A 15,312-nucleotide genomic window follows, 5' to 3' on the forward strand; every position below is an offset into this window, starting at 1 on the left:
GGAGGCTAGTGGCGTTCGGCGTCCGGCCGGTGCCCGATGCCGCCGGGGCCGTGCGCGGCCGGCACCTCCTCGCCGGCGGCCACCGGGCCGGGCGGGGTGCCGTCGCCGAAGGGCGAGCCGCCGAGCTCCTCGCGGCCGTGCGGGGTCAGCCAGGTGCGGGTGTCCGGGCCCATCGGGATCACCTGCGTCGGGTTGATGTCGGCGTGGACGACGTAGTAGTGCTCCTTGATCTGCGGGAAGTCGGTGGTGTCGCCGAACCCGGGCGTCTGGAACAGGTCACGCGCGTAGGCCCACAGCACCGGCATCTCACTGAGCTTCTGCCGGTTGGCCTTGAAGTGGCCGTGGTAGACGGCGTCGAACCGGGCCAGCGTGGTGAACAGGCGGACGTCGGCCTCGGTGATCGTGTCGCCCATGAGGAAACGCCGGGTGGCCAGGCGCTCCTCGAGCCAGTCCAGCGCCGTCCACAGCCGGTCGTAGGCCTTGTCGTAGGCGGCCTGGTCGCCGGCGAACCCGCACCGGTACACGCCGTTGTTGACCTCGGTGTAGACGCGCGTCATCACCTCGTCCATCTCGTCCCGCAGGTGCTCGGGGTAGAGGTCGGGGGCGCCGTCACGGTGGTGCGCCGTCCACTGCGTGGAGAAGTCCAGCGTCATCTGCACGAAGTCGTTGGTGACGACGGCCTTCGTCGGGACGTCGACCATCGCCGGCACGGTGATCCCCCGCGGGTACTCCGGGTCGCGGGCGAGGAACGCCTCCTGCAGCCGCTCGTAGCCCAGCACGGGGTCACGGCCACCGGGGTCGAGGTCGAAGGTCCAGCTGCGCTCGTCGTGCGTGGGCCCGCAGATGCCCATCGAGAAGGCCGGCTCGAGGCCCAGCAGGCGGCGCACGATCGCCGCGCGGTTGGCCCACGGGCAGGCGCGGGCGATGACCAGCCGGTAGCGGCCGGGCTCGACCGGCCACGGGCTCGAGCCGTCGGAGGTGATCCGGTCGGTGATGTAGTTCGTGTCGCGGCTGTACTCCTGGCCGCTGGTGACGTAACCGGATCCCGTGTCGTCGCTCACGGGTCGAGCCTCGCCGACGGCGGCTCCCCGCGCCCGGTGGACCGCCGCGGTCCGCAACTCCCCGCACAGCCGTGCCCCGGGTCCCCAGGGGTCCCGCGGCGCGAGCGGGGTGGGAGGTGCCCTGCGCTCGCTCGTGCTCTGCCCCCCCATCGGGGGCAGAGCACGAGTTCGCGCGGGACTACAACCGCGCCGTCGTCGCCTCGTCCTCCTGCCCGCCGAAGTACTGCTCCAGGACGGCGCGGAACGCCGGCTGCGACGGGTCGGCGTGCGCGAACAGCGTCATCGACGAGTGCAGCTTCTGGGCGTCCACCGCCCCGAGCACCGCCGCGGCATCGCGGCCGGGCAGCGACGTCAGTGCCTCCGCGCACTCCACCAGCCGCGGGCCGAGCACCGGGTGGGCGAGGTAGGCGCGCGCCTCGTCGAGCCCGGAGACGGCGAAGCGCTGCGCCGTCGCGCTGCGGCCGAGCCCGGCGACCTGCGGGAAGACGAACCACATCCAGTGGCTGGTCTTGCGCCCCGCGCGCAGCTCGGACAGGGCCTGCGCGTAGGTGTCGGTCTGCGCGTCGACGAAGCGGTGCAGCTCGTGGGGGTCGGTCATGCGGGGTCTCCCGAGGTCGTGTCGGCCGGGTCGTCGCCGGTCCCGGTTCCCTGGCGCAGGTCCAGCGCGGACGGTGCCGCGGCGGGGGACCTCGGTGCGGTCCGGGTCGACGCCGCAGTCTCCGGCCGCGGGCGGGATGCCGGGCATCGGGCGGGCGGTGGATCGCGCGGTGCCGGTCACCGTCCGCCCGTGCCCGGTGTGTGCCGGCCCGACACCCGGGTGGCCGCGCCGGCGCCGGGACTCAGCCGGCCTTCGCCGCCTGGGTCAGCGCGCGGGCGCCCGCCCGGAGCGACGCCGCGCGGGTCGAGGCGGGCGCTGGCACGGACCGCAGCCGCCGCACCGGCCGCGGCGGGAGGTTGTCCCGGCACCACCGCTCGCAGTCGGCCAGCAGGTGGCCGGTGGACAGCGGGCCGGGTGCTCCCCGGACGGACGCGAGCCGGGTGCGGGGGAGCATGCGGTCCTCTCTGCAGGGGCGTGGGTGCGCCCGTTCTCCTCCGCTATCGGCAGGCCGAGAACGACCTGGGACGGATGCAGCCCGGCGTCAGGAGCTCCAGTCGGTGAGCCGGGCGAAGACGACGACGTTGTCGAGGTAGTCGCCCGACTCAGGGTCGAAGGCTCCGCCGCAGGTGATCAATCGCAGGCCGGCATGGGCGATGTCCCCGTACACCTCGTCGGTCGGGAACTCGTCCTTCGGGTGCTCCTCGACACGGTCGACGGTGAAGACCGCGGAGGTCCCGTCGGCCCGGTCGACGACGACCTCGTCACCGGGCACGAGCTCGTCGATGCCGGAGAAGGCCCCGGGCTGTCCGGCCCAGTCGACGTGCGCGGCCAGGACGGCCGGGCCGAGTTCACCGGGTGTCGGCGACCGGTCGTACCAGCCGGCCGGATAGGCGCCCGGCGGGACCTCCATCGACCCATCGCGCATCAGGCCGAGGTCCATGAGCCGCGACGTCATGTCGAGCGCGGGGATCGAGACGCGCGTCGGCTCAGACGCCGGCAGCACGAGCTGGGGCATCCCGGCGGAGTCGGGGAGGACCGGCAGGTCGAGGTCCAGGACCCGTCCACCCGGACGCGCGGACGACGCCTCGGACACGGTGACCGGCGCGGACGAGACCCGGTGCGTGCCCCCCGCTCCCTGCTGGGCCGAGAGGCCCATCGTCAGAGCACCGACCACCAACAGCGCAACGGCCGCTCCCGCCCAGGCCTCGGAGGCCTCGGCGGGAGCGGCCGCTGCGCGGTGCGGCACTGCGGGGGTCAGGCCCGGGTGCGGGCGGTGCGGCGCGCGGCGACCGCGGCCCCACCAGCGGCGACGAACACGACGCCACCGAGGACGAACGGCAGGCTGCTGCCCTCGTCGGACGAGCTGCCGTCACCAGCGGCGACGGCACCGGCCGGACGGGTGGAGACCTGACCGACGGTGGCCGGGGCGGTGCTGGTGCCAGCGGGCCCGGGGGTCACGCTGGCGGCCGGCGCGTAGGCGTAGCTCTCGCAGGCGATGCCGTCGTTGTCGTCGTCGAGGCGCTCGGGGTCGCCGGGGACGGCGTCGAACGCGGCCTGAGCCTCCGCCTGAGAGGTGAAGTCGGGGCAGTCGCGGTCGGCCGCGGAGGCGGTGCCGCCCAGGACCACGGAGAAGCCGGCCGCCAGGACGGCGGCAGCGACGGTGCTGCGGATGCGCATGATCACTCCTAGTGAGGTGCGGGTCACTCAGGAGATTAAGGAGACGGTGCGGTCTCGCCCGGGATCGACGACAGGCGTGACCTGACGAACTCAGGCGCGCGAGTTGTCAACGCGTCGACCCGACGAGCCGTCCCTCACCGCGGTGACGTCGAGCGGAGGTCCGCAGCGACCTGCCCGCAGGGTCGACGATCAGCGCTCGGTGCGGTCGACTTCTCGGCCGGCGACGACGTCGTCGACCCGGACGCCTGCGTCCGGCCGTGCGCTCACCGGCGTCGCGTTCCGGGCGTCGCGCGGGTCCGGTCCCGTCGACGTCCGCGACCGCTGTACCCGGGGGAGTCACAGTCCGGCGCAGTTCGCCTCCCTGTGCTCACGGTGGTGGCGCATCCAGGTGATGACGTCGAGCGTCCGCAGGTCCGTGACGCCGGCGGGCACCCCGGCCGCTTCCCGCGCCGCCGCGAGGCGCTTCCCCAGCACCCCGTCGTCCTCCGCGAAGAGCCCGACCAGCCAGAGCCACAACCCGTCGGGACGGCCGTAGGCGCACCGCGTCACCCGGTCGTAGACGGGGATCAGCCGTGGCCGCTTGCGTGCCAGCAGCTTGTTGGTGATCACCCAGCCCATGCCGTGCGGCTCCTCGAGGAGGTCCCAGGCGACGTCGGCGTGCGAGGCCGTCCCGAGGAGTTCCGGAGCGCGCGGATCGCTGATCGGCACGTCGGTCGGGATCTCCGCGAGGTGGCCGGCGACGTCCAGGCCGAGGTCGCCCTCGAGCAGCGCCAGCGCGACGTCCCCGGGCACGTCGACCTCGAGCATGGTGATCGCAACGAGGTCCTCGTGGGTGATGCGGTTGGCGGTGTCGGGGCGGTCGCCGCCACCGGCGAGGAACTCGAACCGGCTCCCCGAGTACGTGGGCACCCGTCGAGGCGAGCGACCCGGTTCGTAGTACGCGCGCAGGTCCTGCACCGCGCGGGGGTCGTCGACGAGGGTCAGCAGGTCATCGAGCGAGAGCACGCGCGCGAGCCTGCCGCACGTGGTGAGCTCAGGCCGGCAGCAGCGCCTCGAGGCCCTGCTCGGAGTCGGCGGCCAGCGCCCGGCCGACGGCGACCGCGTGCGTCATCCGCAGCGACCCGGACAGCCACAGCAGGACGTCGTGCAGCCGCAGCCGGGTGAGGGAGCGGCCGAGCAGCGTCGCCGTCGCCGTCTCGAGCACCGCGAACGCCCCGGCGTTGGCGACCAGCTCCCGGTGGACGACCGCCTCGGGCCCGCTGTCGCCCTCGTGCAGGTGGCCCCACAGCTGGCGCCGCGTGACGCCGTCGAGCAGCGGCACCAGCGCCGGGTGCCGGTGGTGCAGCGCCGCGACGACGTGCCGCGCGTCCGGTCCCTCGGCCAGCGACCGCAGCGCCGCGCCCACGGTGCCGGGCTCGGCGAGCACGGAGAACTCGTCGTCGGGCAGCTCCCAGAAGGCCCGGCCGCCGGCGTGCTCGAGCGCCGATGCCGTCAGCGGCCAGACCGCGGCCAGGCGCGCGCGGACGGCCGACCACGCCGCCGGGTCGAGCCGGCCGTGCAGGCCCTCGGCGAGCAGGACGTCGCGGTCGGTGGGGCCGTCGGCCGACTCGGGCGGCTGGCCGTCGAAGCGGTCGAGGGGATAGGCCAGCACCTGCACCCACCGGCCCTGCGGCACGCTGGGGGAGCGGAAGAACAGCGGCCGGCGGCCGCGCGCGTACCCGAGGACGGCGGCCAGCGCGGTGGCCAGCGGGATCGGGTCGGGCCCCGCGCTCGGGAGCACGAGGGCAGCGGCGTGCGGTCCCCCCATCACGCCTCCCATTCAACTCCGTCGCCGCTCACTCCTGGCGGCGACGACGGTCCTCCCTCCATGACGACCGACCTGGGACGAGCGGCCGCCGCCACCGCGACGGTGGTCGCCGGCATCCGCGACGAGCAGCTGACCGACCCCACCCCCTGCGAGGGCACCCCGGTGGCGGGCCTCCTCGCCCACCTCGCGGGGCTGGCCTACGCCTTCCGCATGGCCGGCGAGAGGACACCGGTCGACGGCCAGGCCTCCACGGACGCCGGGATGCTGCCCGCCGACTGGCGCACCCGCATCCCCGCGGAGCTCGACGCGCTGGCCGCCGCCTGGCGCGACCCGGAGGCGCACGAGGGCCTCACCGCGGCCGGCGGAGTGGAGATGCCGGGGGAGGTGGCCGCCGTCGTCGCGCTCGACGAGGTGGTCGTGCACGGCTGGGACCTCGCCGTCGCCACCGGGCAGCCCTACGACGTCGACCCGGCCGACGCCGACGCCTGCCGCGCGTTCGCCGACTCCTTCGGCGACGACCGCCCGCCGGGCCTGTACGGCCCGCGCGTGCCGGTGCCCGAGGACGCGCCCGCGCTCGACCGGCTGCTCGGCGCCACCGGCCGCGACCCCGGGTGGAAGCCGCCGGCCTGAGCGACGGCGTGCGGTCCTTCGGCCGTGTTCGCCGCAGTGCCCCGCGAGTTGGCTGCGGGCGTCCACTCCGGCGAGCGCGGGAGGCGTCATGCGCAAGGGACTGCTGGTCGGGATCGCAGCCCTGATCCCTCTCGTCGTGGTCGCCCCGGCGTCTGCGGAGCCGGACCCGCTCGGGACGCCCGTGTACCTGGCGCTGGGGGACTCCGTGGCCGCCGGCGTGGGCGCCGTGCCGACCGCACCCGGTTATCCGACGGTGCTCGAGGACCTGCTCGACGGCGGGTACAACCCGGCTGCCGACAGAGCGACACCGAACGCCCCCGGGGACTTCGAGCTCGTGAACATGGCAGTGCCGGGCGCGACGACCACGACCCTGCTCCGCCAGCAGCTGCCCGCGGCCCTGGAACTGATCGCGGAACGCAACGGCGATCGCGATCCGCACAACGACGTCGAGGTCGTCACGGTGACCATCGGCGGCAACGACGTGTTCGGTCCCGCGGTCCAGTACTGCGTGGCCGACCCGACGCCGACGGAGTGCCAGCCGACCGTGGACGAGGCCCTGGCCGGCGTGGAGCAGCGGCTCACCGAGCTCCTCCAGCAGGTGGTGGCGGCTGCGGGGCGCGACACGGAGGTCGTCGTGACGACGTACTACAACCCCATCGGCTCCTGCTTCCTGACCGGGGTCAACCCCGCAGCACCGCTGATCGCGGACGCCGTCCTGGAGGGCGGCACCGTCCCGGGCGTGCTGTCGCTGTCGGCGGGTCTCAACGACGTGATCCGCCGGGTCGCCGGGGACAACGGCGCCCAGGTGACCGACCTCTACGGCGCACTCGAGCCGGCCGACTACGTCGGTGGGCGCGACTGCCTGCACCCGGATCCCTCCGGCCACCAGGTGATCGCTCAGGAGGTCTACGCGACGCTGGCCCGCTGAGGTCGCGTGACCGGCGATGGCGGGGCATCGTCCACGGCGTGCGCCCCGTCGACGAGCAGACCGTGCTGATCACCGGCGCCACCGACGGCCTCGGCCGCGCGCTGGCCCTCGACCTCGCCGGCCGCGGCATGACCGTGCTCGCCCACGGGCGGAGCGAGGAGTGGCTGCGGGCGCTGCTGCCCGAGCTCGGGCCGGCGGCGCGGTTGTACCGGGCCGACCTGTCGTCGCTGGCGGAGGTCCGCGCGATGGCCGAGGCGGTGGAGGCCGACGTCGACCGGCTCGACGTGCTGGTCAGCAACGCCGGCATCGGCCGCGACGTGCCGGGCGGGCCGGAGCGGCAGGAGAGCGCCGACGGCCTCGAGCTGCGGTTCGCCGTCAACTACCTGGCCGGCTACCTCCTGACCCGGGAGCTGCTCCCGCTGCTCAGGGCGGCCGGGGAGGCGCGGATCGTCAACGTCTCCTCGGCGGCGCAGATGCCGATCGACTTCGACGACGTCCAGCTCACGCGGGGCTACAGCGGCACCCGCGCCTACAGCCAGAGCAAGCTCGCGCAGATCCTGTCGACCGTCGACCTCGCGGAGGAGCTGCAGGGCACCGGCGTCACGGCCAACGCGCTGCACCCGGCCACGTTCATGCCGACGAAGATCGTCGCCACCCCCACGTCGACGATCCAGGAGGGCGTCGAGGCGACCGCGCGGCTCGTCGTCGACCCGTCGCTGGCCGGCGTGACCGGGCGCTACTTCGACGGCCTGCGCGAGAGCCGCGCCCACGAGCAGGCGTACGAGCCATCAGCGCGACAGAGCCTCAGGAGGCTGTCGGAGGAGCTCGTCGGCTAACGGACGACGAAGGCGGTGGTGGAGGCGGCCTCGCTGCTGATGCACGAGCCGATCACCGTGAGCCGGTCGCCGCTGAGCGCCACCCGGCCGAAGGTGGCCTGACCCTCGCAGAGCCGCGCGTCGGCGAGCTGCTCGCCGCCGGCCAGGTCGAGGGTGATGACGCCGGACTCGACCTCGAAGCCGGCCACCGGCAGGTAGGCCACCCGCCCGTCGGGGGAGACGGCGAGGTCGGCGGGGGTGCGGTCGGTGCCGGGGACGGCGTGGCTCGCGGTGACCTCCCCGTCCTTGACCACGACCACGCGGAACGGGTCGTCGCCGGAGCCGGCCGTGAGCGTGGCGACGGCGGTGCCGTCGTCGGCCAGGCGCAGCGCGGACGGGATGCTGGCCGGCCGGTCGGGGGCGAGCTCGACGAGCTCGGGCTCCCGCAGGTCCTCGTCCCAGGTGCCCAGGACGGCGACGTCGGCCAGGTCGGGCGCGCGGGCGTCGCTGAGCAGCGCGACCGGCCCGTCGGGGCCCGCCTCGAGCGCCGCCACGGTGAGCCCCTCGCCGAGGTCCGTCTCGGCGGTGGTCTCCCCGGTCCGCGGGTCGAGGCCGACCAGCCGGTCGGCGGTGGCGGCGTACAGCCGGCGGCCGTCGGGAGAGAGGGCGGCGGCGGCGAGCTCCTCGAGGACCACCTCGGTGACCGTGGGATCGCCGTCCGCGGGGAGGCTGGTGATCCGGTCGGGACCGACGACGAGCGCGGTGCCGTCGGGCGTGACGAGCAGCTCCGTGCCGACCCCGTCGATCCGCCGGACCTCGCCCAGCCCGTCGGCGGTGAGCGGCGCGAGGTGGCCGACCGCGGGATCGGCGGTGTCGGCGAGGAGGACCAGCGCGCCGTCGTCGGTGGGCTCGAGGCCGACGACGTCGACGCCACCGGGCGCGACGGCGTCGAGGTCCACGGTGACCTGCAGCTCGCTGAACTCCCGGGGCGGCGGCGGCTCCTCGTCGCCGCGGGTGCACCCCGCAGCCGACATCGCGACGAAGGCCACGAGGGCGGCGCGGCGGGCGGGCATGCGGGCTCCGGGGGTCGGTGCGGCGAGTGTGGAGCCGGGGCGCGCGGGGCGGCAACCGCGCGCCGTGGTCTGATGCCTGCGGATGGTCCCCGGGCCCGCGGGCCCCGATCCGGAGGTGCGCTCGTGGCTGACGCCGAGGTCCTGCTCGAGGTCGACGGCGGCGTGGCGGTGGTGACGCTCAACGCCCCCGACCGCCGCAACGCGCTGACGCCGGCGATGGCGTCGGAGCTGATCGACGTCTTCGACCAGGTGGACGCCCAGCCCGAGGTCGGCGCGCTGGTGGTCCGGGCCGTGGGCAAGTCGTTCTGCGCGGGCGGCGACGTCGCGACGCTGACCAACGCCGGCAAGGACCCGGCCGCTCCCGAGAACTACGACGGCATGGGCCGGATCTACGACTCCTTCTACCGGCTGGGCCAGGTGAAGGTGCCGACCATCGCGGCGGTGCGCGGGTCCGCGGTGGGCGCCGGGATGAACATGCTGCTGGCCGCCGACCTGCGGATCGTGGCCAACGACGCCCGGCTGCTGGCCGGCTTCCTCAAGCGCGGCCTGCACCCGGGCGGCGGGCACTTCGTCATCCTGTCGCGGCTGATCGGCCGCGAGGCCGCCGCGGCGATGGCGCTGTTCGGCGAGGAGATCAACGGTCCCAAGGCCGTGGAGCTCGGCCTGGCGTGGGAGTCGGTGGACGAGTCCGCCGTCGAGGACCGCGCGCTGGAGCTGGCCCGCCGCGTGGCCGCCGACCCCGAGCTCGCCCGCGTGGCCGTGGGCAACTTCCGCCGGGAGGTCGTCAACGGCGCGGTGAGCTGGGAGGTCGCCACCCAGTTCGAGCGCCCCGCGCAGATGTGGTCGATGCGCCGGTCCGCGAAGGACTGACCCGCAGGCGCCCCGGTGACGGCGACGGACCGGTCGTGCTGCGGCTCCAGCGCTCGACCGTCCCGTGGGTCGCGGCGTCGCGGTCCTCGGGGCGCCGGCCGTACCGCACCGTCACCGGGGACCGCCCGTCGACCGCGCGACCTCGCCGAGGAGGACCTGCGCCTCCACGAGCGGCTCGACGCGCCCGCCGAGCAGGCCGCTGACCAGCCGCAGGTCGGGCCGGTCGGGCAGGTCGCCGATCGGCAGGAGGACGGGGGACTGCCGGCCGTCGGGGCCGATCCAGGACAGCCGGAGGCTGCGGGCGTCGAAGACCAGCGGCTGCAGCAGGCTCGCCCAGCGACGGGTGAGCGCGAGCGGGGAGCGGACGGGGACGTCGGCGACAGCGGGTGTGGTCACGCGGCACACCGTGGCAGCGCCGGAGGACGGGCCCGGGAGTCGTCCACAGGCCGGTCACCCGATGAGGAAGGCGGTGGTCGAGGGGCCGTCGGCGTCGATGCACGAGCCCACGACGGCGAGGGTGCGGCCGTCCGCGGAGGGCGCCATCGCCCCGAAGGCGCCCGCCCCGCCGCACAGCCCGACGGTCCCGGTCCGCTCACCGGTCGCCAGGTCGACCGCCGTCAGCTCCGCCGGGTGGTACGAGGCGGACAGCACCACGTGGGCCGTGCTGCCGGTCGGGTCGACGGCGAGGTCGAGGGCGGTGTCGTCGGTGCCCTCCAGGTCCACCCCCGTCGCCACCCGGTCGTCGACCACGGTGACCAGCCGCCCGGCGTCCCGTGCCTCGTTCACGTAGGCGGCGGCGACGACGGTGCCGTCGGCGGTCACCTGCAGGGCGGTCGGCGTACCGCCCTCGGCGACGATCTCGACCGGGTCGCCGTCCGGACGGAGGTCGGGGGTGAGGCGGACGAGGTCGACGCCGCCCCCGGCACGGGTGGCGAGCGCGGCGAGCCCGCCGTCCGGCGCCCGGGCGAGGTGCGTGACCGGACCGGGCGCGACGGCGGTGGCCCGGACCTCACCGGTGCCGGCGTCGACGGCCGCCAGCCGGGTGCCGCGGGCGAGGTGGAGGACGTCGCCGTGGAGGAGGACGGCGTCCGGCGGCCCGTCCAGGGGGAGCGGCAGGACGGCGCCCCCGACCCGCGTCAGCGCGGTGCCGACGACGAGCGGCGTGCCGTCGTCGGTGATCACGAGCTCGCTGCCCGGGTCGACGGCGGGAACGGTGGTGGGGGCGCCGCCCGCCAGCGGGACCAGCCAGCCCTCGGCGGCGCCGACCAGGGCGACGGGGAGGCCGTCGGGACTCGGCGCGAGGTCGTGGACGACGACGTCCGTGCCGACGGCGGCGTCGAGGTCCACGGTGGTCACGACCGGGTCGAGCAGGGGAGGGGCGTGGTCCCCGCCGGTGCAGGCGGCCGTGAGCAGGACGGCCAGTGTGACCGCGGCGATGCGCGACACGTCCGGAGCTCCCAGGTCAGGGACGGTCGAGGGCCGCCACCAGCTCGGCGACGACCCCGGCGGCCGGCCGCACGTCGGTCACCGCGCCGACGCCGGCGCCCGCGTACATCGCCATCGCGTCGAGGTGCCCCTCGGTGCCGGTCACGGGTGGGAGGCCGGACCCGCGCGGCACCGGGACCCGGGTGGGACCCGTGGTGGCGACGACGTCGTCGTCCAGCTCCGCGAGCCGGTCCACCGCGGCGCGCAGCACCCGGGCCCGCGGGCTGGTGGCGCAGAGCGGGCAGACGGCGAACGCGTCGGTGACGACGGTGCTGTCGCCGGCGGCGTCGACGACCGCCTGCTTGTACGCCGGGGAGGCGCCGGACTCGGTCGTCGCGAGGAGGCGCGTGCCGATCCGGGCACCGGCCGCGCCGGCCGCCACGACCTCGGCGAACGAGCGCCCGTCGGCGATGCCGCCGGCCGCGAGGACGGGCACCTCGACCGCGTCGAGCACCTCGCGCAGCAGGGGGAGGAGCGGCTCGGAGCCCCGGACGTGGCCGCCGGCCTCGATGCCCTGCACCGTGACGACGTCGCAGCCGGCGTCCACCGCCGCGCGCGCCTCCGCCACCGACCCGACCTGCCAGTTGACCAGCGCACCGGCCCGGTGGGCGGCGTCCACGAGCCGCGGCGAGGGGTCGAACCAGAAGAAGTCGACGAGCCGCACCCGCGCGGCGACGTCGGCGACCAGCGGCTCGCCGACGTCGGGGGTGACGACGTTGGCGGCCAGCACGCCGGACGTGCGCCGGCGCACCCCGTCCAGGCGCCGGAGCAGGACCTCCGGCGCCAGGCCGAGCGCGCTGACCGTGCCGACACCGCCCGCCTCGGCCACCGCCACGACCAGGTCCGGCGAGGACACCGCGCCCATCGGCGCCTGCTGGACGGGGACGGAACAGCCGACCAGCGTGGTGAACGGCGTCTCCACGGCCGGCCTCCTCTCGGCGCGGGATCAGGCCTGCGGGGCGGTGACCTGGGCGTCGTAGCCGGGCAGCCACCGGCGGATCTCGGCGTCGACGGCGACCGTGGCGCCCAGCGAGCAGAGGACGCCGGTCATCCCGACGGCCACGCGCTGCAGCAGCAGGTGGCGCGGCGGGACGGTGAGCCGGCGCTGGGTGCGGGAGGCGGCGCTGAACGGGTCGGAGGCGAGCCGCGTCTGCTCCTGCAGCCATGCCCGGCCGAACGTGTAGGTGGGGCTGCGCAGCGGCTGCAGGTAGCGGTCGAGCAGCGCCATCAGGGCATCCTGGGTCACCTGGCCCGGCTGCAGGATCCCGGCGGAGGCGGCGATCCGGTGCAGTGCGGCGGCGTCGCCGTCCCTGCCCGCGGCGAGCAGCGGACCCAGGCGGGCGGGCCAGCCGTCCGGCAGGGCCTCGGTGGCGCCGAAGTCGAGGACGCCGAGCCGGCCGTCGGGCAGCAGCCGGAAGTTGCCCGGGTGCGGATCGCCGTGCAGCCGGCGGGCGCGCACGGGCGCGGAGGCGAACAGCCGCACGAGCAGCCGCCCGGCGCGGTCCCGGTCGTCCTGGCTGCCGTCGGCGATGACCCGCGAGAGGGGAGTCCCCTCGATCCAGCCGGTGACCAGCACGCGGTCCTCAGTGGCGAGCACCTCGGGGACGGCGATGTCGGGGTCGTCGCGGTAGGCGTCGGCGAACGCCATCTGGGTGTCGGCCTCGAGGACGTAGTCGACCTCCTCGACCAGCCGCGCGCGCAGCTCCGCGAGCAGCTGCCGCGCGTCGAGGCCGGGCATGGCCGCCTGCATCACCGGGGCCGCCGTCTGCAGCATCCCGAAGTCGGCGACGAGCGCGTCGCCGGCGCCCGGGTACTGGATCTTCACGGCCACCGGGGTGCCGTTCGACCAGGTGGCGCGGTGCACCTGGCCGACGCTGGCCGCCGCGACCGGCCGGTCGTCGAAGTCGCGGAGGAGCCGCCGCCAGTTCCTGCCGAGGGCCGTCTCGAGCTGCTGGTGCACCATCGCCGTCGGCATGGCCGGTGCCGCGTCCTGCAACCGGACGAGCGCCTCGCGGTAGGGGCCGGCCAGCTGCTCGGGCAGCGCGGCCTCCATCGCCGACATCGCCTGGCCGACCTTCATGGCGCCGCCCTTGAGCTGGCCGAGGGTGGCGAACAGCTGCTCGGCGGTGCGCTGCTGCACCTGGGCGGCGACCGCCTCGGCGGGCCGGCCGCCGAGGCGCTTGCCGATCCCGACGGCGGTGCGGCCGGCGAACGCCGCGGGCAGCGCGGCGAGCCGGGCGGTGCGGGCGAGGCGGCTGCTCGTCGGCCGGCCGTCCCCGTCAGTGGACGGCACGGTCCTGCCCGGCCCAGTGGGGCTCGCGCAGCTCGCGCTTGAGCACCTTGCCGGCCGCGGACAGGGGCAGCCCGTCGACGACCTCCATCGACCTCGGCGTCTTGTAGCCGGCGAGCCGGTCGGCGCAGAACGCGCGCAGCTCCTCCAGGGTGATCGTGGCGCCGGAGGCCGAGACGACGACGGCGTGCACGCGCTCGCCCCAGGTCTCGTCGGGGACGCCGATGACCGCGCAGGTGGCCACCGCCGGGTGCTGTGCCAGGACGCTCTCCACCTCGACCGAGTACACGTTCTCCCCGCCGGAGATGATCATGTCCTTGAGGCGGTCGGTGAGCGAGACGTAGCCCTGCTCGTCCATCCAGCCGGCGTCGCCGGTGTGCATCCAGCCGCCGCGAAGCGCCTCGGCGGTGGCCTCGGGCCGGTCCCAGTAGCCGAGCATCACGTTGCCGCCGCGGACGACGATCTCACCGACCTCCCCGCGCGGGAGCTCGGCGTCGTCCGGGCCGACGACGCGCACCTCGGTGCACGGCGCGGCGCGGCCGACCGAGCGCCGGTGCGCCGGGTCCTCGTGGTCCTCGGGCGTCAGCAGGGTCGCGAGGGGGGCCAGCTCGGTCATCCCGTAGGCCTGGACGAAGCGGGCGTTGGGGAAGCCCTTCACCGCGCGGCTCAGCAGCGCGTCGGACATGGGGGAGGCGCCGTAGAGCACCCGCCGGAGGGTGGTCAGGTCGACGTCGTCCACCTGCGGGGAGTCGACCGTCAGCTGGATCATCGTGGGCACCAGCAGGACGTCGGTGATGCCGTGCTCCTGGACGCTGGTCAGCACGGCGACCGGGTCGAACGCCGGGATCATCACCTGGGTGCCGCCGACGATGCCCCCGGTGACCCAGGCGGAGAAGTCGGCGAGGTGGAACATCGGTGCGGCGTGCAGGTAGACGCGGTCGGTCGGCGTCGGCACACCGGCGAGGTAGCCCATGGACGACGTCAGCAGGTTGTCGTGGCTGAGCATCACGCCCTTGGACCGGCCCGTGGTGCCGCCGGTGTAGAAGACGCCGGCGAGCTGGTCGCCGCCGCGGCGGGCGTCCTCGACCGGTTCGTGCGTGCCGACCAGCTCCTCGAAGGCCAGCATCCCGTCGGGGGTGGGGCCGTCTCCGGCGTGGACGACGTGGGTCAGGCCGTCGTGTGCCGACCGGATGCCGTCGACGCAGCCTGCGAGGGCGTCGTCGACGACCAGCACCCGCGCGCCGACCTCGGCGAGCGACTCGGCGATCTCCGGGACGCTCCAGCGGAAGTTGACCGGGACGACGACGCCGCCGGCCCACAGCGTCGCCCCCAGGAACTCCGAGTAGCGGTCGGAGTTGAGCGACAGGATCGCGGCGCGCTCGCCGTCGTGGATGCCCAGCTCCTGCAGGGCGGCCGCGAGCCGGGCGATGCGGTCGACGGACTCGGCGTGCGTGCGGGTGCGGCCGGCGCAGACGGTGGCGACCTCGTCGGGGCGCTGCTGGACGTGGCGGTGCAGACCCTGGGTGACGTACACGGCGCCGACCTCCCGTCGCGGTGGGGTCCGGAGCGTCGCGCCGGCGCATCAGCGGTGCCAGAGGCGGACGGCCCTGCGGGCGTCCCCAGGGGCTGACGCCGCGGCGTCACCCGCCGGTGCCACCGGGTGAGCACGCGCAGGTCGGGGGACGGGCCGCGGGCCGTCCGGTTGATCCGCTGTCCTGCGTCCCCCGAGGCTCCCGGGCGGGAGCCGCGGCGACGCGGCCCGCATGGCTCGGAGGAGGAGGGGCCGCCGTGGCCGTCTACCAGTACCGGTGCGCCGAGCACGGCGTGCTGGAGGTCGCCCGCCCCATCGGCACCGCGGCCGGCTCCGAGCCCTGCCCCGACTGCGCCACTCCCGCGCCCCGCGTCTTCACCGCTCCGCGCCTGTCCCTCGGCTCGGCCCGCAACCGGGCGCTGATCGACCGCACCGCGCGCACGGCCGACCAGCCCGCGGTGGTCTCCGCGCCGCCGTCCCGCCGCCCGCCGGCCCGAGCTCCGAACCCGGCGCTCGCCCGCCTGCCCCGTCCCTGAACCGACTCCGC

18 protein-coding genes are annotated in these 15,312 nt (G+C 75.6%); 5 read left to right on the top strand and 13 right to left on the bottom strand.

The genetic code is table 11. The annotated features are described in order from the left end of the window. Window positions 1-5: 5 nt before the first annotated feature. From JD79_RS12975 to JD79_RS13005, 7 genes are all read right to left on the bottom strand, one after another. The gene (locus JD79_RS12975) at window positions 6-1,061 is read right to left on the bottom strand and encodes a glutathione S-transferase family protein (RefSeq protein ID WP_245900069.1); all 1,056 of its coding nucleotides are present in this window, start codon (window positions 1,059-1,061) and stop codon (window positions 6-8) included. 178 nt (window positions 1,062-1,239) lie between these two features. Continuing rightward, the gene (locus JD79_RS12980; RefSeq protein ID WP_110005855.1) at window positions 1,240-1,659 is read right to left on the bottom strand and encodes a DUF1810 domain-containing protein; all 420 of its coding nucleotides are present in this window, start codon (window positions 1,657-1,659) and stop codon (window positions 1,240-1,242) included. 241 nt (window positions 1,660-1,900) lie between these two features. Beyond that, complete coding sequence (locus tag JD79_RS12985; RefSeq protein ID WP_110005856.1) at window positions 1,901-2,113, bottom strand: hypothetical protein; 213 nt, start codon at window positions 2,111-2,113, stop codon at window positions 1,901-1,903. An 87-nt stretch (window positions 2,114-2,200) separates the two neighbouring features. Beyond that, window positions 2,201-2,674, bottom strand: a complete 474-nt coding sequence (locus JD79_RS12990) for a class F sortase (RefSeq protein ID WP_245900070.1) — start codon at window positions 2,672-2,674, stop codon at window positions 2,201-2,203. A gap of 239 nt (window positions 2,675-2,913) precedes the next feature. Continuing rightward, window positions 2,914-3,336, bottom strand: a complete 423-nt coding sequence (locus JD79_RS12995; RefSeq protein ID WP_170149189.1) for an excalibur calcium-binding domain-containing protein — start codon at window positions 3,334-3,336, stop codon at window positions 2,914-2,916. Between the two features lie 336 nt (window positions 3,337-3,672). Continuing rightward, on the bottom strand, window positions 3,673-4,341 hold the full coding sequence (locus tag JD79_RS13000) for a DUF6308 family protein (protein WP_110005858.1): 669 nt from the start codon (window positions 4,339-4,341) through the stop codon (window positions 3,673-3,675). Window positions 4,342-4,369: 28 nt separating this feature from the next. After that, the gene (locus tag JD79_RS13005; RefSeq protein WP_110005859.1) at window positions 4,370-5,143 is read right to left on the bottom strand and encodes a hypothetical protein; all 774 of its coding nucleotides are present in this window, start codon (window positions 5,141-5,143) and stop codon (window positions 4,370-4,372) included. Between the two features lie 60 nt (window positions 5,144-5,203). Here JD79_RS13005 and JD79_RS13010 point away from each other — a divergent pair, with 60 nt between their 5' ends. From JD79_RS13010 to JD79_RS13020, 3 genes are all read left to right on the top strand, one after another. After that, window positions 5,204-5,773, top strand: coding sequence for a TIGR03086 family metal-binding protein (locus JD79_RS13010; protein WP_110005860.1), 570 nt, complete (start codon window positions 5,204-5,206; stop codon window positions 5,771-5,773). An 88-nt stretch (window positions 5,774-5,861) separates the two neighbouring features. Next, entirely contained in the window at window positions 5,862-6,701 is an 840-nt protein-coding gene (locus JD79_RS13015; RefSeq protein WP_110005861.1) for an SGNH/GDSL hydrolase family protein, read from the top strand. A 38-nt stretch (window positions 6,702-6,739) separates the two neighbouring features. Beyond that, window positions 6,740-7,537 (top strand): SDR family NAD(P)-dependent oxidoreductase, encoded by a 798-nt coding sequence (locus JD79_RS13020; protein WP_110005862.1) that lies wholly within the window; start codon window positions 6,740-6,742, stop codon window positions 7,535-7,537. Here JD79_RS13020 and JD79_RS13025 read toward each other — a convergent pair. Continuing rightward, a complete protein-coding gene (locus JD79_RS13025; RefSeq protein WP_110005863.1) occupies window positions 7,534-8,589 on the bottom strand; it encodes an NHL repeat-containing protein in 1,056 nt (351 codons plus the stop codon). The two genes, JD79_RS13020 and JD79_RS13025, sit on opposite strands and share 4 nt — an antisense overlap. A gap of 123 nt (window positions 8,590-8,712) precedes the next feature. On the opposite strand from JD79_RS13025, the gene JD79_RS13030 reads away from it, so the two are divergent. Then, window positions 8,713-9,459: an enoyl-CoA hydratase-related protein gene (locus tag JD79_RS13030; RefSeq protein ID WP_245900071.1), complete on the top strand. Its 747-nt coding sequence runs from the start codon at window positions 8,713-8,715 to the stop codon at window positions 9,457-9,459. A gap of 111 nt (window positions 9,460-9,570) precedes the next feature. Here JD79_RS13030 and JD79_RS13035 read toward each other — a convergent pair whose 3' ends face one another. The 5 genes from JD79_RS13035 to JD79_RS13055 are packed head-to-tail and all read right to left on the bottom strand — an operon-like array spanning window position 9,571 to window position 14,768. Beyond that, window positions 9,571-9,855, bottom strand: coding sequence for a hypothetical protein (locus JD79_RS13035; protein ID WP_146220436.1), 285 nt, complete (start codon window positions 9,853-9,855; stop codon window positions 9,571-9,573). A gap of 54 nt (window positions 9,856-9,909) precedes the next feature. After that, the gene (locus JD79_RS13040; protein ID WP_110005866.1) at window positions 9,910-10,905 is read right to left on the bottom strand and encodes a YncE family protein; all 996 of its coding nucleotides are present in this window, start codon (window positions 10,903-10,905) and stop codon (window positions 9,910-9,912) included. A 16-nt stretch (window positions 10,906-10,921) separates the two neighbouring features. After that, window positions 10,922-11,866: an NAD(P)H-dependent flavin oxidoreductase gene (locus tag JD79_RS13045; protein ID WP_110005867.1), complete on the bottom strand. Its 945-nt coding sequence runs from the start codon at window positions 11,864-11,866 to the stop codon at window positions 10,922-10,924. A gap of 24 nt (window positions 11,867-11,890) precedes the next feature. After that, entirely contained in the window at window positions 11,891-13,237 is a 1,347-nt protein-coding gene (locus tag JD79_RS13050) for an ABC1 kinase family protein (RefSeq protein ID WP_110005868.1), read from the bottom strand. Continuing rightward, window positions 13,224-14,768, bottom strand: a complete 1,545-nt coding sequence (locus tag JD79_RS13055) for an acyl-CoA synthetase (RefSeq protein ID WP_110005869.1) — start codon at window positions 14,766-14,768, stop codon at window positions 13,224-13,226. Before JD79_RS13055 ends, JD79_RS13050 begins: the two co-directional genes overlap by 14 nt. A 254-nt stretch (window positions 14,769-15,022) precedes the next feature. Here JD79_RS13055 and JD79_RS13060 point away from each other — a divergent pair, with 254 nt between their 5' ends. Beyond that, the gene (locus JD79_RS13060; RefSeq protein WP_110005870.1) at window positions 15,023-15,301 is read left to right on the top strand and encodes a zinc ribbon domain-containing protein; all 279 of its coding nucleotides are present in this window, start codon (window positions 15,023-15,025) and stop codon (window positions 15,299-15,301) included. Window positions 15,302-15,312 lie beyond the last annotated feature (11 nt).

This window comes from Geodermatophilus normandii (genome assembly GCF_003182485.1).
Lineage (GTDB): Bacteria > Actinomycetota > Actinomycetes > Mycobacteriales > Geodermatophilaceae > Geodermatophilus > Geodermatophilus normandii.